This window comes from Agrobacterium sp. ST15.13.015, from assembly GCF_027871645.1.
Lineage (GTDB): Bacteria > Pseudomonadota > Alphaproteobacteria > Rhizobiales > Rhizobiaceae > Agrobacterium > Agrobacterium leguminum.
Map to the genome: position 1 here is coordinate 1 of NZ_JAQAHF010000013.1, position 20115 is coordinate 20115.

The window sequence follows — 20115 nt, forward strand, 5'->3', positions numbered from 1 at the left end:
GTCATCGTCCAGTATGGTGAAGTCACCGAAGATATTGCGACACCGGTTCTCGGTGAGATCCTGCCGGAGTATGCCGACGATATCTATAAGGTTGGTCGCGCTGTTCTGGAAGCCACCTTCCTGACTAAGGAGCTGTTTTTTCTCAAGATGGAGCCCACCAGTTAGGGCCCGCCCAAGGCGACTAAGCTATGAGGACGATCTCGCCTTCTGGCAAGTCTATCCTTGGCTCATAAATATCCTACGGTGTCATCTTTCTCCTGCGACGTTTGTATTATGTTTGTATTATGTTTGTATTTTCATAATTGTTTGTAACTGAATAAAGTGTTTTAATTTATTTCCCTCTTGCTTTACTCTAAACTTAATTATGTTAATAACAATTCTTATATAACGATCAATCATTATTAATACCAAATTTAGCTATTACATCATACGATCAGACTCCATAACATGTTACACAGATAAAACACACTAGTTTCAAAAAAATAGACTCTTTCCAGCACATACAATCTCTTCATACTTAAAAAACATATCGCTCTGATCCTCTGGCTGACGCTGCCGGGTAAAGACATCGAAGGGGCCACACTCGCCGTCCACTGTGCGCACCGATATCTCACCGGTCTTCTCAAAACAATTGCTGGGGAGGAACGCCACGAAATAGTCGCAACAAGCAGATTGAAGAGATCCAGATGCAGGACCTCCACAAACAATGGAGTTAAGTTTCTCAAACGCCTCGGCCCTTGTAACCCCAGGCAGGTATGGTGGAAGCGAAGTAATTTTCGCGACTGAATTGCTGTTGCAAACGAGGATGCGATTCTTTACACACAAGTCTGCTATTGGTTCATCCATATACATAAAAAGAAGCTTGTCGACCGTCACAGATTGATCGAGATCCGCCACCGCGTAACCGTTGCTTTTCCAGAAGTCGAGATCATCGCGGTAGTCCCGTAGCGCCGCCTCAAGCTCGGCCCTCACATCCGGACCCAGGACTGTAACGAGAGAAATGCCTTCCAATTGACGCTCCAACTCATCTGCCATGCTCATGCTTTAGCAGGATTAGTGCTTTGTGCCTCCAGCTGTAAATTCTCTTCTGATCACTTTAGAGCAGCTGGAACCTATTTAAACACCTGGCCTCCTCCTTGTTGATTTCTGTGAACTTTTCGAGATGCGAAATAGATAAAAAATGAAATAAAATCTCAACCGGGCGTATCCGAATCTGTCAACTTGACTTTATTGGGGAGAGAACCTCTCACAAAGCATCATAATCAAAGCAGCCACACTTTCGATATTAGTGGAAGTTATTGGTGGTCTCGCAGCTCAGCCAATCAGGTAAGGATATAGTGAAGCGATGGATTCGATATGCTAGAAAAGGAACCACTCCATTAGCAATCGAGTGGCATCCGCGTCAGCCTCTCGTGCCCAACCCAATTTCAATGCTTTTTGGATATTATTGACTGTCCTAGTGGACTGCCATTTTTGAAGGCTCTTCTTCCGCCACGGGATTATATTCCATTTCCACTAAACTCTCTTTTGAATATTAAATTTGGCCTCAATCGAGATCGGTTGGAGATCAATGCTATAAAGATAGGTTTCAAGGAATTGGAAAACATGTTGAGGATGTCCTGTTGATTGGGCGCCGATAGTCAGGACGGCATGCTCACCGCTCACGCGATTCCAGTAACTCCCTTAGCAGCTGTCATGCTCACCGCCGTCTGCCGACGGGCAAATATGTTCTTCTGCCACCCTCGCTTGAAAAAGGTGCGCTACCGTTGTTCAGCAACCTTCCCAATGGTTATGCTCAACGAAAGCTACAACAAGAAGCACAAGGTCCGTTACAAGCCACCCGCCTTGAGCCCCCTGCGACCGCATTGTCCGGCAAGGTCGTCGTGCTCGTCACCTCGACGCCAGTCAATTTGGAACACCTGAGCTTAGCTTCGGTGCTACCGGCAAGTCACTCAACTTGGCTACAATCTGCGTGCTCTCTCAAACTCTGTCTGTATTATTTACGTATAACTGGCCAGCGGATATCCCAATAAACGCTGTATCCACCGTCTTTGTTATCACGTTGTACCCTTTGATATGTTATCAGATATTAAATAAATAATTTTAACACTATATTACTTCAATAAGCACACGGCACTGCAATGCGATTGATTACCCAAAAATATATATCATGATCATTTAACTACCCATCGAGCGCACACAGCGCTTATATTATAGATATTCAAAATATAACATATTTTACAATAGCACTTGATATCATCATCCCGTTATTTTAACACAATAACGTAACCGACACACGGGAGAACAAGCGAAACATGCATGATCTTAAGTCATGTAAGATAATACGAAATATAATCGAAACTCCCGTTGGATCAGCGGTGCACTGCCTATTCCAACAGGACCTTGCCAATTGCCAGTATGGCCTCATAAGCTAAGGGCCCCTCCAGTTGTCTGCTATAAATCTTGCAAAGGCCTTCGCCGCCATTTTTGGTGACAATTTCACAGCTCTGATAGTCGAAATTTTCATCTGGCAAGATCGCCACAAAATAATCCATGTCTGTTGGATTCCGGTACCCTCCTCCCGAAATGGAATTGTGGATCTCCCTTAAAGCAGCGAGTGAGACATTTGTCTGATAGGGAGGAACGACGCACGATATCAGATCTCCCTCCAAATGCTCCTCGCACACGAGATGCTTGTTCTCCTTGCAGGCTTTAGCCACGGCCAGGGAGGTAAAGACGAAGGACAGAGGATACTTGAACCCGGCCGGATGCAGCCCCATTTCTGCATTGTTGACATGGACTGCCTCCATATGAGCCACACGCTCAGTTGCAGATGGTATATAGTACTTTAACGTCTCTGTTTGTGCAGCCTTGTAGGTTTCCACCACATTAACAAGCTGAGCCTTCAGTCGAGTGGGCTCCTTGATCAAACGAAAATCATCGACATGAAGCCGTTGAGAGCTACCACCGAAATAACGAGCCATTCAACTGCCACTTTAGGTTAACTTGGAAAAATGCATGGGAAGCAGAGGTATTTAAAGGTGCTTGGTCACTAGTGTCAGCAACGCAAATTATCTGACTTATGAACTTTTCTTCCGATTATTACTCCAAGGCCACATTGTTTGTAAAACGTTTTCCATTTGCTACAGAAATTATTGAACAATCATGAAGGCGACACTTTGGCGTATTGCGGCTATTTCGTTCAAATAATCAAGGATTAAAAGTCTTTCCTCTGACTTCTGGTTTCTTTATGTTGAATTTGCTATGTGACTTTTTAGAGTGGGCTAATTTTCTTGTCTTTATTATCAGTTTTCAAGGAGAACGAGTTTGCCTAGTTTAAACATGTGGGCACTTCTATCGAGATATTGATAGCTAAGTTTGACAAATTAATCATCTATTGCGGCATTGCGGGCCAGCTTCGGTCATATATTGCGGCTATGTGAACTATTTTCTTTAATACACAAATAATTAAAAACATAAATGGAAAAAGTGATAACCAAATTTCGAACAGGCAGGTTTCATTTCAAGCAAACAACCCATCCATCGGAACCAAAAAAGAACAAGTGCATCCATGGCGCAGGTTACATCAACCAGATCCATGAGTTTATTACATTTATATTTCTAGCGTGAAACAGGTACCACCTCCAGCCTCTGGGCACCGTCAGAACAGCTACTGCCATCACTCCATTCCAAATTTGCATTCGCCATGCCTCACCAACGCACCAGGTTCGAGCCTGAGCTGGTTGCTGGCATAAAGGTCGAAGGTCAGAGACTTTCCCTTTGTTGAAGTTAGTTCCATCTGCCCATCCAGCTTGACGAAGTACCCGGGGACAGAAAGTGCGGCGAAGTAGGCGCTCCGGATAACATCCTCGTATCCAAAGAATCCTGATGCCTGCCTAAGCCCCCTGCACACCTCACCGAGACTTACATCTTTCTGGTATGGTGGAAGATTGGTGATGAGCGCGCCGTGCGTGGAATTGTAGGGCAAAGACCCTCCATAAAAGCATCGCATCATCGTCGGGCAATCGACGTAGAGGTACAGTATCCCAGGGTCTTGGCGACCGCCCTCTTCGTCAACATCCATCGACTGGCCCTCACCCGGCTCCGTCAGGGGGGTCCGCTCCTTTGAGGCGCTCTGGATGTGTTTCTTTAGCTCATCGCTGGACGATACGTCGCCTACCTTAAGACTGGAAAAGAGAGCACATAGGTCAAATTCCGCCATGTTAGCAAAGTAGGAAACAATAGTGGCGTGCACCCAGAACTGGAAGCACCATTCCCTTTATAGATGCTTTTGCTTATATGAGTTGAATATCAGTTAGGTATAGCTGCAAAACCCAATATTCATAAATTATACGACTATCGATGTTCCACGTCTCACATTTGTAAAATAATTATAGACCGGCACGTGTCTGTACTTAAAATGGCCTTTAAGGGTTTTGCATCTTTGCAAAAGCACGAGTGGGAATAGGTTCTGCTGTCCAATAATGGTGTCACATCGTCAATAGCATCTTTCTTTTTCCTTTAATTATGGTCGCACGCGCCTACCTTTATTTATGCTGCGAAAAGGCACTACTTTTTCAACCTGTGCACCACGTTAGGCCTGTCTGCACCACACAGGTGTCGCTTTTCCATGGGATCTCATTCAAAGCACTTAACTAGCCACGATTCCTTCTTTTAGATAAATGCTATTTCGGCCCATTTTGATTTTTGGGCTCTAAAACGATTGATGGGCTTCAAATCTAAAACTTGTATCAGTATGGCACTTATAGCAAGATCCGAATGGACTGGTTGCCTGGCGTGGCAATATTAAGTCGTATAGGTCCAAATTGTATTTAAGATTACACTTGCTATATAATCCACATTTTATTGGCATAAGAGTAATTGCGTAATTGAAATAAATTATTTGTATGAGCAGACATATGCAATTTCAAAATATACCACATACATCAATAGAATTTATGATATTATCGGCAATAACTACACGTAGCGGCAATAATTACATCTTAATTATAAATAGCATCGAGAGTGCAACCATCAACAAGTTGCCCGTGCAGCTTTCACGAAACCCAATATTCGGCAAACTTTAAGCTCTACCCCACCCCTCCCCATTTCAGGTATCTTTTAGATACACTTTCACTAAAGCCAAACAAAAAAGACAAAAATGCTAGCCCACTACTATGACCTCGTGACCAATCAAGCAGGCATTATTTTTCGCTTGATCCAGGTTTTAAGGCCGCCATGTCCGAGCATCGATTTTGATGCGATGGTGATTATTGCCAGATTGCCTCTGGCTTTCCCGACCGGAAACTGTGGCTGATTGATGCCACTTGCCGGCGGCGTACTTTAAATGGCACTGAACTTGCCGTTATTCCACAGTTATCCCCAACCTCACATCACAATGCCTCCTCGATTACTATTCCTTCAACGCTTTCAACCACGAGATCTCACAAAAGCCTGGAACCAGCTTAACTTGTTCAATGAGATCCAATTTGCATTTTTAATCTATAGCCAAGTCTATAGCAAAACTCTCATGGATTTCCAGAAAAGGTGGGCCCAAGGCGTGCTTGATTTGGAGGAAAACCGTCCGCCGGTGGTCATACTTAAACAACTGGCCCATCTTCTAAAAAACAAAGTATGTTATCATCCCCCCATGCTTGTCGATCAACCGGATTTGGCCAGAGAAAACGACCGACATGTATTTGTCTATCTATCTCGCGAGAAGATGCAGAAAGTACTGGAGGAAAAATCCATCACGTTTGGATTAGAGGCCGTGCTGGCGACCACGATGCAACCCTATCGTAGCGACCTCGCCCTCCAGGAGATGGTCCGTGCTCACAACATTGCTTGGCCGCACCGCCGCGTGGAAGAACCTGATCTGGAAGGTTTTATCGCCATTTTTGCAAGTACCTTGTTCATTCACCTGCTGGAGTTAAAAGTGACAAATGTGTACGGCAGGGAGGTAGCCTGCACCTTCTTCGTGCGGCAAGGCACTGGAAACCGCTCCTATGACGTCATTGCTTGCGGCATCACACAGTTCACCAAAAATGCTGGCGTGATGCCACGACCGGCGGTACCGTCACCGGAGCCAGACCTCACCCTGCGGCTCTCGGGACCCAACCAGAAACGTGAAGAGGGTGATATGAAGCCTGCTATAGTAAATCTGAAGAAAGAAACCTCGGCGACTTGAGGTCCCCTGCAGGCCACCTTTAACTATAAGTTTGGTAGGATTTCTATGTTTTCCGGCGTAGCCCCTATGCTCCTGTTAGGAGTTGTGTAGCGTACGCCACGATGTATTTTACTTGTGTTGAAATAAATTATTACAGCATTATTTCTGCCGCCAATTTTCAGAAAATAGGCAAATCATTTCGATATTTATAGAGATCTCACACAATACTGATAATGCTTTTACATTGATATTGTTACAAAGGCGCCTTAACAGACAATAATATTCCAAACATTACAAATCGCCATAGAGAGACGTTAAAGTACTATATAGAAAATTAAAAACAATCGCACGGTGGCTCGCAACTTATTGTACCAACGAGAAAATAGCCGACATCATCTCCGGCGGCGAGATGAATCGAAATTATAGAGCCACGTGCGTATTAATCCCGTAGGTTTGTTTAGAACTGCGTATTAACCCCGTAGGTCTGAATATTCCGGTCCAGCGACAAAGCGTCCCCTCGTGGCAATTCCGTGATCATTGACCATCACGGGAGGCCCAGGAGAAGTTATAGCCAGAGGAGTGACGCTCAGATCATCAAGCTCTGCAATTTGGTCAGGGAGGAAATCGCCCGGCGACACACGTTTGGCCTTCTTCTTCTTGACCTTAGCCCGCCGAAATAGGTCGGAGACAACGAGCGAGGCCTCTCCAAAGGTCTGGGCCATTCCGACAACGTTTATTCCGGCTAGTTCCATCCTGAGAATAAAAGAAGTGCTGTTAGCAAAATAGATTTCTTGCAAAACGAAACAAACATTTAGAACTTACAGCATTGAAGCATTACAGCATGATCTAAATAATTCATTCTTCTGGTGAAGCGATTTATATAGGAAGTTAACAAATGGCTGGCCGAAGACTAAGAAAAAAATAGTAGAAGGCCCACCGCCGAAAGTAATGGTCGTTGTAGACCCTATGCAATGATGAAGCATTCTTTTTTTGTTTGGCTGTTAACCTTTCTCCGTTGATTGCGGATTTTCTTTCAGCCTGCTCAATTGGCAACATTAAAGTCTTGTGAAAAGGAAATTCAAACCGAAGGTGATAGTGACCCCTTAGCTCGTCCAAAATATATGCAGTCCTAATTAGCGGCTAGTGGACCCCAAACGGCACAGTGGCGAATGCAAGTGGGGCGGCTGCCAATGACGAATGCAGTGACCTCATTGGGGTTAGTGGGAATATCTCGAATTGCGTGGCCGGCTAGTGTGTCAAGGGGCCCGCTATTAGCTGTCAAGATGCGAAAGCACGTGGAGACAAGCAATCACGAAGGCATTTCTCTGGAGATGTGAAGACTTTAATGTCATCGATCAAGGCGCTAATGGTCACAGATGGAAATTTTTGGAATCTGATTAATGTCATTTTAAGCCCACTCAAAGAATATTTTTTAAGCAGGATTCAATCAAAAATAAAGGAAAAACATTATTATTCATGGAAAGCTAAGTTGAGCGCCGCTACTGCAGCTTACAGGCTTACGGGATTAATACGCACTAATACATTAATATACTTAAGCAGGAAAATATATTTTATTCCAATCCAGGGGATGGAGTGAAGATAGTGTCCCGCCGGTGCTGCGAATGACGGTGCAGGCCGTTATGATGCCCGTCTTAACCTGCTCTTCGAACAAAGCTCCGTTTACGCAGTCCTTACTGTCAATCTGGCAAACTGCCCCATGCTCCATTAACGGAGAATCATACATATGCGGATCTTGGCTGTACTGACATTTTTTAAGAGAATTTTCCCTCCATAAAGAGGCCCTGAAACCATCCTTCAAGTGGCCGTCGAAGACATATTCTTCGTAATCTTCGTTGACTGGAACCAAATGACAAGCCAATTCAGGAAAGACAGCAGCAAGTTCTCTGACTAAATCCAAGCACCTTCTCTTCTTCTCATCGGACTGGAACGGGCGGGATAGATAGTCGTTCATTTCATAATGAAAAATAACAAGCCCCTCTCCCGATGGCGATTCGATGTCAATACAACAGAGCTCACGGACGAGCCCATCCGTCCAGATCAAAGCTGGGATATCGTCATCAAGCCAGAATTTTTGCTTTGTGATCATGAAAAGTGCTGCGTTAACAGTAGCAGACGAGTTTCCAGCGGGGGCTTCGATATCATAGCCGACACAGGTCACATGGCTAACCGGAGTGATATTAGTTGCATCGGGCCCACCTCGCCCGCCAATGATGACCTGGTCAAAAACGCGCGAACGGCCATCTTTCATGCATACCTTCACTTTCCCGCCCTCCTTGGCTAGTCCACGCAGGGGGTCAAAATGGAATCCTACTTTTCTCTTGAATATCTCAATGCGCATCAGAGCCTGCAAAAGATGAACCCCTCCAACAGAGATATACTGGTCCTCCTCGTACCCATTGATTATCCAGTCCAGGACTGTCGAAAACAGTAGGGTGTAACAGGAAGAAACTCGGCCGCCGCCCAATCTCATCATCCCGAAAGCAGCAAAATCAGTTGTTTGCCATGCCGCCCCACCAGGACTCTCGACACCGCAGCTGAAGATCTCGACCAGAGCGGCATGGAAAGTGAAATTATCAAACTCCCTGAGCCAAGCCCGCCTTGCTTCCGAGGCTTCTTCATAACGCCGACCTCTCAGCATGGAAAAGATATCCATCGGAGCGATCAGCCTCCTGCCGTTCCGTTCACACCCGTGGTATAGTAGTTTCTCCCACCCTGCAGATATCCGCTGGAATTCACCTGGTGGAGCTTGTCCAGCCGGCCATTCGTAACGTTTTTTCCGGAAGTAGAGTGCTGTGTGATCGTTGCCGGCACAAGGAAAACGAAGGCTGGACGGAATTCTAAACTTATCCAGATAGTATGACAGACAAACTTGGTTGCCGGAGATGGGCATGACACCGAATGACGTCAAGACCTGGCGAGCGTCGCCGTTTGACATCGGCGATACACCCAAACTCCGAACCTCATCTACTGGGGTAAAAAGGGCTATTTCCCTGACGCCAGCGTCAAGTAGTTCTGCAGCAGCAACAAGGCCAGAGAGCCCACCACCTACGATGGCGACACTAGGTAGTGGTGTGCCTTCCGGATAATGCCCCACACCATCATTGGCATCGCGCTCATGGAGGAAAACCTGATAGTCGTACCGCAGATCGAAGCAAGAAAGATCCTCATTGTAGTTCGCTGGCTGATGCAATGCGTTGTGAAAGAGCACAGACCCTATTGCAACTATGTCGTAACGGCTGAAGCACTCAGCGGGACGACGAAAGAAGCGGCAGGTTGTTTTTAATCCATTTCGCCCATGCACATCACATGTACCCTCCTCAACAAATAGGCTGCTGAGTTGGATGGCAATAAAGCACTGCACGTCTGCAATGCTCGTGTGACTGCCTGGACAAAAACTATTGTGGGCTCGAGACATTTCCTGCAGTGAGAGGTCACTCACGTAGGGCGGGATCATGCAAGCAAGGACGGCGTCGCCAGGTTGAGCAATGCACTGGTTCTCAACAAAGTGGCGCAACCTGCGGTACGACGTATAAATGAAGACCTTCGTGCGACAAGATCTCAGCACTTCCAGTGTGCCTGTTCGGGGACCATGAAGGCAAGGTTCAATCTGGAACACCAGAGCCATGTCTTCTATGGCTTCTGCAAATCCGTGGTCGAACACCCAATCCGTCCACCTTTGCTGATATTGTAGGAGTTCATCGCAAAACTGGTCATAGCAGACAAAGGCCCGAGAAATTGCTCGTTTCAGTTTGGCCGCACTAGGTAGACCGGTGATAGCAAACGGGGGGAAACGGGGGCGGTTATAGGGAAGATCCATCATGTAGATATGGAGTATTGAGAGAATATAGAATTTCCTTTTGTTTATAGAAGGCATGCTTTGTTAATGTAAATCTGGATGTAATATATATAAATTGAAACTATTTGCCGGAATTATCTTTTTATTCTGATGTACACGTAAATGGCGACATGTCATTGAAATTCAATAAAGCTGTCTCCCTAGACAACATCAACAATTAAAGAGATGAACGAAAATTCAAAAAAGTCGGAAAATTACGGCCCAAATTTATGCAATTTCGAACATGCAATAAGATTGACAAAAGGAATTCAACATACAATGGCAACACAAATATCAAACACATTGGAAACTTCCGTTACTGCTTCTGTTTTGTATCGTGCTCATAATGTCCTATCAATTAAGCCAAATACATCTTTAACGCTCGCAATTTCATTATCATCGCTTCCATCGTCTTCCAGGAATTCGGCATAACTTTCGAGCATTTTAGCAGCAGCATCGAGGATCAGAACACCAATTTCATTGAACTCCTTACAGGGATGTGGTTCCCGGAAAGTTATATATTGGCTGCAGAAGCTCGCTCTGCTGATATCGCGGGGCTCAACCATTGTCGGGGCGTCGAAAAGACCGAGAACGTATTTTCTGACAACCTGGGGGTCGACGAGTTCAAACTGACTTTCATTTTCGAGGGAGAAGGCGGTGAGTGGAAGTCCGTCTTCTTTGGCGGCGTAGCAACGGCTGGCATGGTCGCAGAAGAGACAAAAAACATCACTCAGCGGGACGGAACAAAGATCAGTCCGTTTGAAAAAGGTGGCGAGTGCAGCAGCGGAAAGATTAAGACAAGATGAAGGGCCTGTGTGAAGACCGAAACTCGTGCCCCAACCAGCCCTATATACCTGCTCCCCAAGGCGGTGAAGCACCTCCAACGCGCGGTGTGACTCGACATCCACTTCCAGACACAGAACCTTGTCACACTGATAAACTACCGTCCCAGGTTTATTGGCGGCAATTCCGAAGACCGTACTGCCAAGCAATTCTCTATCCCGCTCGACCAAGCCGAGATGGGTGAAATCGGCGGCGGCAAGTTTACTGTTGTCGGGGACCGGAGCGAAAAGAAGTTCAAATTTGGACCTGGGCGGACGTGGACTTGGTCTGCGAATACCGTGCTGCTTCCAATGACTTTTCAATTTCTCTGCAGTCACTGTGCCATCGCCTTTCATAAAATTGTAACTCTCTATCATTCTGGCTTCGACGAGAGCTCCAGAACTCGCAAACTGGAGGGTGAAATGGACAGAAACCGGAGAGTTGCTGGAACTCATCCTCGGCTGAATGAAGATGTATACGATGGCACCTTCTCCAATATCCTGAGCAACTTCTTTCTCGATCTTTTCACGGACAGCATGGCTGATCCCGTCGGAAGTGGCTAACATAGCACTTGCTATGTCGGGGTGGCAGATTGCGCACTGGTACCCTATTCCGAGGTCTCGCACTGGAGTTTCACCGGCGGCGACGGCAATTCGGTGATTTAGAGCAGGCATCCGCCGAATGACGTCGCCGAGGCCTGTCACTTTTTCGGCATCCATTGCAGCAACGACATTACATATGCCGCTAAGACCTCTGGCGACAGCGGCCGTAATCACATCTACAGGATCATGCAAAATCTGCAGCGCAGCGAGTTCTCTCTTCCAGTTACCCTCCGGGAAGGCGACCGCGGCAGCGCACATCGCGTCGCTGGCTGGCATGGTAGCAAGGCAAAAAAGGCAAGACCTTGGAAAGGGAGAGGTGGATGATTGGCGGTGTTTATAGGAAGTCAACGGGTCTGCAGGTCTACATCGACATAATCCGGCCTTGCACGCAAACATTGTCAGCCTGGCCCCACATTGATAATGGCTGGCCAACTAATCCCTGCTAAGAGTTATTTCTCTCACCAAAAAGTCAACTAATGCTTGCCGCGCTGCGTTACATTTAAGGCTTCATTCAGATCGTATTTACACCAGCTTTGAATATGTCTCTTGTTGAGGTCATTCCGGATATCGCGGAACGGGTAGCACGCGGTCTTACGGATCCCTCTCTCCGGGTTCTGCTCGCCTTCGATGGTGATGGCACCGCCTTTAAGCAAGATCGAAACCGTCAGTGCTGGGAAATTAATCCTGCCATCGATATCATCGACAATTTGACCAAGATCGCCCGGAAGGGACATTACCTACTGCTGACGTCCGCTCGCCACTGCGGCGAAATCGCTGCTTCGCCCTTCAAAGACATTCCAGGTATTGATTTTCAAGGGAATGACGGAACGGTCACAATCTTCAAAGGTCAACGTTTTGAATCCGTTCCCCTGCCCAACTGGAGCCGCATTCATGCGGTTATGGAGAGCGAATTTGGCGGCAACCCAGAAATCCGCAACATTCCGATGGAGCATTTCTATGGCTGTCAGATGTGGGACTCTCATCCACGTTACCAATCGGCCGGAGATCTGCTTTCATCGCTTCTTCCGCGTGTAGATCATTCCTGGGGACGCACTTTCCGGGCGACCGCAGTACCCGAGGGTCATTGCGTTATGCCCGAGGAAACGCCAGGCAAGCGCAAAGGCTATTTTGCTTATGTCAATCTACTCCCTCGTGAGATCGGCCTACATATAGCGTGCGGCAACGGCGAAAACGATAAAGATATGCTGACCGCTGTTGGCAACAAGGAGAATGGTATCGCGTTCTGGGTCGGTACCCGTGAGACGAAGCCCACTGGAACCAACGTCTTCGCCATACCGAATGAGGATGCTCTCTCTGCAATTCTTGGCGATCTCGGCGTGTTGTTGCCCGATCTGAGCAAGTGATCGCTCCGATCTGCCGCTGTTCTATTACATCCATAGTCACCGTAGGAAGGGAAAGAAGTCATAATTGCTTCAGTTGTTACTTAGTTTTTTCTATTTTAGTGTCTATGATCCGCCACTCCGGCGACTATTTCAATACACAACGCCAGAAATAATATAATATCTCCATGAGCCACTGCATTATTGAATAAATAACTATGGAATCTTTTTCACCGAAAATTATTTATATTTTATATACTTTATTTAATTAATCAATAATTCAGAATAGAATATTTTTAATATAAATTCTTTCAACATCATTAAGTACTTAAGACTCCCGCCGGATAAGGATTAATTATTACAAGAATCCTTTTTAGAAAAGCTCATATTTATCTGGCAGCCTTCCGAAACCGATGGAAAACGATATCCTTTGCCAGCGCAAACCGTTCCCCGTGAAAGGCACATGTTGGCCCGAGTGGAAGCTCGAATGGGATCTCCCAAATGGTGTCACGGCGGATGAGGTCTCGCCCGGCACTCGGTACCGAACCTCCTTGAACGTCTTGAAGAGACTCTGCCTCTTCAAGTCATCGAACACAGAGGCATGTACAATCTCGGAAAGCGAGTACAGGAATGCACTGAAACGTCGTTGCTCGCTGCTCTCGGAGAGATAGGCAGGCGCAATCTTTCCGAGCTCGATGCCGCACTCAGCTCTGACGATGTGCCCATCGCCTCTCACGACTTCAACTTGTGGCGAGTCTCCGCTTTGCCCGACCAACTCGTACGGCATAGTCGACAGATGTATTTGTTCTTTTTATAAAATGTTAGTAGTGAATATTATTGGCGCCCTTTCTAATTGCTCCAATCTGCTTGTATTTCCTATTTATATAATTTGGAAAATAAGTGCAGGCTCACGTATTGTTGCACGACGACGATTGGCGATAAAATTTTCACCTTTATTATTTAAAGGCGCGGATATTATTATTATTTTAATATCTTAAATAAAAATTGTAATTAGATAGGCTGTATTAATCACTTTTAAACATACCCGGACACCATCTGGTAATATAGCAAAAACGTGCTCAAAAATCGCTTCAAAGCTCTTGTACTTAGCTCGTTTACACCACAATATATCCTGCCACCCCACATAAGGCGACATCGTGCTTTGCCTTGGGTCGCTTATGAGGTGCGCCATGATCAAGAGCGATGATAGCCGCAACCTATTCGCGACCTTTTCATGAGGGAGCACGTTTCGGTAATATCTTGAAGCAAGGCCCGTTGTAAGGCGGTTTTGTTCGTTTGGAGACCTCGGGCGGTTGGCAGGAAAGTTCTGATGACAGTGTGCGCCACTTCGCTTATTGAACTCGGCTGTATAAAATCAGGCATTGGGCCAAGACACTGCGCTGGAGACGGATATCATCGTCGTTTGCGCAACCGCTGACGGCTTGCACGTCGGTCAACTTCTTCCGGTCACGACGCTCCACCGCCCTTAAGAGGCGGTCCATAAAGTTGAGCGCAACAAATCGCCGATTGGCGACGCTATAAATGCTGGAGGCCCCTAAGGGATGTCGAGGCGCCTGCATCCGGAGGAAAACCTCTCGGCACGACGACGGCGGGCGGACTCTGTCCACGTAGCGTGCCAATGCTTCCGCAACGGAGGGCACCAGCGGATAGATCTGGGCTTGTCGGCGCTTTAAGCGGAAAAGCCGAAGCGTTCGCCCCGCCCAGTCGATTTGGTCGAGCCGCAGCGCGGCTACTTCGCCGCGCCGCATACCATATACCGCCAGCAACATTAGGATCGCGCGGTCTCGGATATCGCGGGGCCGGTCGGTATCGACATCAGCCAACATCTTTTGGACGTCCGACCAGTCTGGGGCATATGGCAGAGATTCTTGTCGATAGAGCCGAGGCCGCGATATTGACGACACCAGGCGGTCTGAGCACCAAGCCTCTTTTGCCGCATATCGAAGAAATCCGCGCAAGGCTGAGACGATGTATGCAATCGAGACACGACCCCAGCGTCCGGCCCCTTGGGTCGCTATATAGTTGTCGATGTCTTCTGCCTTCAAATCCTTGAGCCGGTGGCTCGACTGTTCGCACCACAGCAAGAATCTGCCGGCTATGCGCCCCCATTGTTCCACCGTCGACGGTGTCAATCCGCGTTCGTCGCGCATCCAGCCAACATACCGGTCGAGTTGCGCCTGGTACGACAATATGACAGTGGGCTCACGCCACCAGCCAAGGAACTTCAGCCAGGGGCGCCCGATATCGACGACCCGACGTGCAGCGGTAGCCGCACCGTGAACATTCTGCCGAGCCTGCGCGATCGGCAACAACTCCGCCATGCCGACGCCGGCCGCAGCCTCTGGACCGAGATGTCGCGCGATCCACAGGAGTTCGTTGCGTTTGACCCTGAGAACTTCGGGTCTCGCTCCGAGTGTGGCGCAGTGATGCAAATAGCGGTTCCGCTCGTCAGCAAATGGCACTTCGGTAAATAGGGCATCAGCGGCTTGGTCGGAAAAGGAAGGGTGATCCATGTCGAACCTCCAAACGAGAAAAGGTCCGGCTGCCAAACTTGCGATTTATGTTGCGTCAAATCGGGCCCAAATACTCAGTTGACAAAGGGTATAGGTCAGCAGGGCCACATATGGACGGCCGCAACATAGCCCCCGATATGTTCGGCAGAACATATTGGCGGCTACAATCCGCTGTTCAAGGTAGACCGCGATCCGGGGCCGCTGACGCAGGCGCTCTGCTGGTCGCACGCGAGGCGCAAGTTCTTCGTGCTGGCCGACATCGCCACGAATGCCAAACGCGGCAGCCGCGCCGCACCGATCTCGCCTATGGCGTTGGAGGCCGTCAAACGGATCGATGCCCTGTTCGACATCGAGCGGCAGATCAACGGGCTTGCCGCAGCGGAACGCCTGGAGCGCCGTCGCAAGGACAGCCTGCCGCTTGTCGGCGAACTGCACTGCTGGCTTCAAACCGAACGGGCAAAACTGTCGCGCAGTTCTCCAGTCGCCGAGCCGATCGACTACATGCTGAAGCGCTGGAACGGCTTCACGTCTTTCCTCGACGAGGGCAGGATTTGTCTCACGAACAACGCGGCCGAACGAGCGCTGAGAGGCTTTGCTCTCGGGAGGAAGTCATGGCTCTTCGCCGGATCGGATCGAGGTGCCGATCGCGCCGCCTTCATGGCGACACTGATCATGACAGCATTATGCCGCGCGCGGCATAAGGCGGTTTATGCCGACCGGCGAACTATGCCGAGCACCTCTTCCAACTTACCAGTTGAAACGCGCTTCTCTTGCCGTTTTGGTCGAAGACCCGTCGTTGGCACTCGGCATAGTTCTCATGCTCAGAGGGCGTTCAGGAATTCCAGAAGCCGGTCGTTTGGTCGAAATCGCTCGGCCTTGGCGCGTTCGTACGGCTTCAGCTTTGCGAGTGTCGATTCCTTCAGTTCAAGATGTGCATGAAGATAGGTCAGCGTCGTTTCCATCGCCTCATGGCCCAGCCACAGGGCAATGACCGAGCAGTCGACGCCCGCCTGTAGTAGCTCCATGGCAGCGCTGTGCCGCAAGACGTGGGGCGACACCCGCTTCGAGCGGAGGGAGACGCAGTGCTCGCGCGCTTTGGCGACATATTTGTTCAGCAGTGCCTGCACGCCGTCGGCGCTGAGCCTGCCACCGTGCATATTCGGAAAGAGAGCCGTTGCGCCTCGCTTCCCTGGTTCCTTGAGCCAACGCCGGAGGGCTTCCTGTGCAACCTTTGTGAGCGGCGTACTTCGCTCTTTGCGGCCCTTACCGACGCATTGCACATGCGCACCGCGGCCGAGCATTACCGAGTCTCGGTCGAGGTCGATGACTTCCGAAACCCGCAGCCCCGTTTGCGCGGCCAGCAATAGCAGAGTGTAATCGCGGCGTCCCAGCCACGTGCTTCGATCCGTGCAGTCCAGGATCGATTCAATCTCGGGCCTGGTTAGGAACTGAAGCTGCCGCTTGTCGCATCGCTTGCTGGGGATCGCGAGCACGCGCTGGATGTGGGCGCTATGTGCCGGCTCCTCGAACGCCGCATATCGGAAGAAAGATCGAATGGCTGTGAGGCGGAGATTCCGGGTCCTCACCGAGGCGGCTCTCTGCGTCTCGAGGACTTCCAGGAATGCGCCGATGAACGGAGCGTCCAAATCCCGCAGTGTCAATTGAGATGGGGACCTCCCAAGGCGCGCCTGCGCGAACGCAAACAGGAGCCTGAACGTGTCTCGATAGGAGGCAATGGTGTTGGAACTTACACCTCGATGCTTCATGAGCCGATCTGTGAACCACCGCTCGATCAGCACGGCTAAGTCGTTCGTTCGTCTCATGACCGAACCTCCCACCGCTTATCCAATCGCCGAACGGCATGATTCATCAGCTCCGGCGCGGCGGACAGATACCAGTAGGTGTCGCGAACATTGGCATGGCCGAGGAAGGTCGAGAGTACCGGCAGCTCGCGTTCCACATCTTCGCCAGCGCGATGCCAGTTGATCAGGGTTTGGACGGCGAAACGGTGACGAAGATCGTGAACCCGCGGGCCACCGCGATCCCCCTCCTGCCGTAAACCAATTTGCCGGGATAGTCGCCAGAACACCCGGTGCACGTATTGATGCAGCAATCTGCCGCCCTGTTCGGCGACGAAGAAATAGGGACTGCGCGGCGTGCCAAGGTGTGCATCGCGTCGGGCAGCATAGTTTGTAAGGACAGCGATTGTCGTGGCATGCAGCGGCACCAGCCGTGACTTGCCGAACTTTGTCTCTCGGATAGTGAGGACGCCCTGCTCGAGATCGACGTCGGCCCGGAGCAGGCCGAGCGCTTCAGAATGGCGCAGTCCGGCGACCGCTATCAGTCCGAACAGGCAGTGATACGTCCAGCGTCGAAGGGCGTTGGCTGGCGGCAGCGACAGTGCTGCCGCCAGCAGCGCCTGAATCTCAATGTCGCTATAGATGTAGGGCTTTGTCCGCCGTGCCGGCGGCACTGCGTCGCTCGGTGGCACTTCCGTCAGAAGATCGAAATGACTGAGGTGCTGGGCAAAGCAGCGCACATCAGCCAGGCGGATGGACCAACTCGGCTGTCGGCCCATCGACGTCACCCACTGCATTGCCAGGTCCGACGTGATGGTCTCGGCGCCGCGGGCTTCCATGAAGGTGACGAATGCCGACAACCGTCGTGCCGGCCCATCATATTTGTATCCCAGCCCTTGGCGCATGCCGACATAGCGGTTGAGGGCAGTGCGAAGCCGGCTCATTGGACACCTCCCGGCCAGGGCAGGCTCAGTCCACGCAGCTTGTCAACATCGAGCTTGGCATAGATCCTTGTGCTGTCGATGCTTCGATGACGGAGCAGTTGGCCGATCTCGGCAAAGCTGGCACCCGACCGTAAAAGGTCGGTCGCGAGGCTGTGGCGGAAAAGATGGGCGCCGTGATGGGCATAGCCATCAATGCCTGCCCGCTCGAGTGCCTGCTTCGCGATCATCGTGATGGCGCAGCCGGAGGCAAAGCCCACGTGCGGCGCAAGTGTTCGCAAGAAAACTCGCCGACACGCCGAAGCGGGACGCCCATGCCGGATATAAGCCACGATAGCTGTTCCGACGTCGTGACGCAGCGGCATAGTCGCTTGCCGCCGTCCCTTTCCGTGTACGAGAATCGTGCCCGACTGCCAGTCGATATCATCGAGATTGAGGGTAGCAACTTCGCTAGCGCGCAAACCGAGCTTGGCCAAGATCATCAGAACCGCATAGTCCCGATGTCCCATTGCCGTCGTCCGGTCACAGGCATCGAGAACCTTCTGGACCTTCTCTGGCGGCAGGAAGGTTGGAAGGCCGGCAAGTCGCCAGCGGCGGATGGATGGCACGCAATCGGCCAACGCCGTCGAAATGAAGCCCTTCAAATGCAAGTAGCGCAGTAAGGCACGCACGACTCCGCACATTGCCTTGCCGCTGTCGGCGGAGCCATCGAGCGCATGTCGTTCGACATACCCGATGACAATCTCCGGGGTGAGCGCTGCAAACCCATTCGCGCCGGCAGGACAGACCTCCCGCAGAAATCGAAGTGACAGAAGCTTGTAGCTCCCCACCGTCGAGGCGGCGAGCCCTCTCTCATTCGAGAGATATGCCCCGAATACATCGACGATCTGCTCGTGCTCAGTGCGCTCAACCGGAAGCGCACCTGGTATTAAGCCCTCTTCCCGTAACGCTGAAAGCACGCGTCGGAGTGCCGATCGGTCGCCCGTATCGGGACTCCAGTGTTTGAAGCGATGCTCAAGAAAACGATCGACATAAGCTTCGCTCAAATCCTGCGGGGCATATCCATTGCCAACATGCCAGTCCATCAGGTCTCGAAACAGGCTCAGCGAGCGCCACGTGCATTGCCGACCCAAGCCTTCTTTCGACATGCTGGCGGCGTAAACACGCGCAAACTCCCGATACGGACCGTGGAGCAGCTTCCGATATAGGGCGCTGCGATTCAAATAGTCAGTTGTGTTCATGTGTCCTCTCCTTCGCGTCAATTGCGACGGAGAGACCCTAAGCTATGCCGACTGGGCGACCGCTATGCTGCCGGAAACGTTGGAAAAAACTTGATTAATAGGCATAGTTCGCCGGTCGGCATAAAGTGCCAAGCTCAACGACGTCGATCCGCAGGCTTGGCTTGCTGACCTCCTGGCCCGCATCGCCGACACGCCAATCAGTAAGCTCGAGCAATTGCTTCCGTGGAATTGGCAGCCGCACGGATTGAAAGCTAAAGCAGCCTAACCTGCGGCCTTCACCGGATGCTTACCCTACAGTAAACTGACTCGTAGCATTGCACCAGGTTGGGTCCGCCGGGTGGCGTTCAACGCGGCACATACCCCTCCAAATCCGGCAACAGGACGACGCTTTCCTGCTCCTTCGGGTCGGTGCGGGCGATGACCGCTGTCGCCGGCCGGTCGCTGAGATTGGCGGGAAGATGCGGAACGCCAGCCGGAATATAGAACATCTCATCTTCGCGAACGATGACGTGTTCTTCCAGCTGGTCGCCGAACCAGCAATGCGTCTCTCCGGAAATCGCATAGATCGCTGTCTCATGCGAGGCGTGCAAATGCGCCTTGGCGCGGGCGCCCGGCGGTATGGTTAAAAGATGCATGCAGATCCCCGTCGAGCCCACTGTCTCGGCCGCAATCCCTTCGAAATAATTGAGACCCTGTTTTCCGGCATAGGTGCTGCCGGGCCGCACGACACGGCAGGTGGGCTTCGATGAGACACTCGTGGCAGTTATTTTCGGGGATGGCACGGATTTCTCAGTGATCATTTTGACGCGAAACG

12 protein-coding genes and 2 pseudogenes are annotated in these 20115 nt (G+C 50.2%); 4 read left to right on the forward strand and 10 right to left on the reverse strand.

Annotation, left to right across the window (positions count from 1 at the left end):
* Window positions 1–474 precede the first annotated feature (474 nt).
* The 3 genes from PIB16_RS19525 to PIB16_RS19535 all read right to left on the reverse strand — a co-directional run bounded on the left by PIB16_RS19525 (window position 475) and on the right by PIB16_RS19535 (window position 4084).
* Window positions 475–1041 (reverse strand): RolB family protein, encoded by a 567-nt coding sequence (locus PIB16_RS19525; RefSeq protein ID WP_077768171.1) that lies wholly within the window; start codon window positions 1039–1041, stop codon window positions 475–477.
* Window positions 1042–2387: 1346 nt separating this feature from the next.
* Entirely contained in the window at window positions 2388–2984 is a 597-nt protein-coding gene (locus PIB16_RS19530; RefSeq protein ID WP_077768172.1) for a RolB family protein, read from the reverse strand.
* Between the two features lie 695 nt (window positions 2985–3679).
* Entirely contained in the window at window positions 3680–4084 is a 405-nt protein-coding gene (locus PIB16_RS19535; protein ID WP_161596388.1) for a RolB family protein, read from the reverse strand.
* A 1314-nt stretch (window positions 4085–5398) separates the two neighbouring features.
* Between PIB16_RS19535 and PIB16_RS19540 the strand changes: the two genes are divergently transcribed.
* On the forward strand, window positions 5399–6187 hold the full coding sequence (locus PIB16_RS19540) for a RolB family protein (protein WP_236771578.1): 789 nt from the start codon (window positions 5399–5401) through the stop codon (window positions 6185–6187).
* Between the two features lie 1531 nt (window positions 6188–7718).
* Here PIB16_RS19540 and PIB16_RS19545 read toward each other — a convergent pair.
* The gene (locus tag PIB16_RS19545; RefSeq protein ID WP_161991480.1) at window positions 7719–10007 is read right to left on the reverse strand and encodes an FAD-dependent oxidoreductase; all 2289 of its coding nucleotides are present in this window, start codon (window positions 10005–10007) and stop codon (window positions 7719–7721) included.
* Between the two features lie 356 nt (window positions 10008–10363).
* The gene (locus PIB16_RS19550) at window positions 10364–11722 is read right to left on the reverse strand and encodes a hypothetical protein (protein ID WP_077768103.1); all 1359 of its coding nucleotides are present in this window, start codon (window positions 11720–11722) and stop codon (window positions 10364–10366) included.
* Window positions 11723–11985: 263 nt separating this feature from the next.
* Between PIB16_RS19550 and PIB16_RS19555 the strand changes: the two genes are divergently transcribed.
* Complete coding sequence (locus tag PIB16_RS19555; protein ID WP_010900201.1) at window positions 11986–12810, forward strand: hypothetical protein; 825 nt, start codon at window positions 11986–11988, stop codon at window positions 12808–12810.
* 1328 nt (window positions 12811–14138) lie between these two features.
* Here PIB16_RS19555 and PIB16_RS19560 read toward each other — a convergent pair.
* A complete protein-coding gene (locus PIB16_RS19560; protein WP_077768104.1) occupies window positions 14139–15320 on the reverse strand; it encodes a tyrosine-type recombinase/integrase in 1182 nt (393 codons plus the stop codon).
* Window positions 15321–15464: 144 nt separating this feature from the next.
* On the opposite strand from PIB16_RS19560, the pseudogene PIB16_RS19565 reads away from it, so the two are divergent.
* Window positions 15465–16001: pseudogene (locus tag PIB16_RS19565) on the forward strand (IS66 family transposase); the annotation flags it as partial.
* Between the two features lie 140 nt (window positions 16002–16141).
* On the opposite strand, the gene PIB16_RS19570 reads toward PIB16_RS19565, so the two are convergent.
* The 3 genes from PIB16_RS19570 to PIB16_RS19580 are packed head-to-tail and all read right to left on the reverse strand — an operon-like array spanning window position 16142 to window position 19301.
* Window positions 16142–17143 carry a tyrosine-type recombinase/integrase gene (locus PIB16_RS19570; protein ID WP_077768105.1) on the reverse strand — a complete coding sequence of 334 codons (1002 nt, stop codon included), beginning with the start codon at window positions 17141–17143 and terminating at the stop codon, window positions 16142–16144.
* Entirely contained in the window at window positions 17140–18063 is a 924-nt protein-coding gene (locus tag PIB16_RS19575) for a tyrosine-type recombinase/integrase (protein ID WP_077768106.1), read from the reverse strand. The genes PIB16_RS19570 and PIB16_RS19575 overlap by 4 nt, the downstream gene beginning before the upstream one ends.
* Window positions 18060–19301, reverse strand: coding sequence for a site-specific integrase (locus tag PIB16_RS19580; RefSeq protein ID WP_012476048.1), 1242 nt, complete (start codon window positions 19299–19301; stop codon window positions 18060–18062). The genes PIB16_RS19575 and PIB16_RS19580 overlap by 4 nt, the downstream gene beginning before the upstream one ends.
* 124 nt (window positions 19302–19425) lie before the next feature.
* On the opposite strand from PIB16_RS19580, the pseudogene PIB16_RS19585 reads away from it, so the two are divergent.
* Window positions 19426–19566, forward strand: a pseudogene (locus PIB16_RS19585) (transposase domain-containing protein); the annotation flags it as partial.
* 79 nt (window positions 19567–19645) lie between these two features.
* Here PIB16_RS19585 and PIB16_RS19590 read toward each other — a convergent pair.
* On the reverse strand, window positions 19646–20101 hold the full coding sequence (locus PIB16_RS19590; RefSeq protein WP_012476047.1) for a cupin domain-containing protein: 456 nt from the start codon (window positions 20099–20101) through the stop codon (window positions 19646–19648).
* Between the last annotated feature and the right edge of the window lie 14 nt (window positions 20102–20115).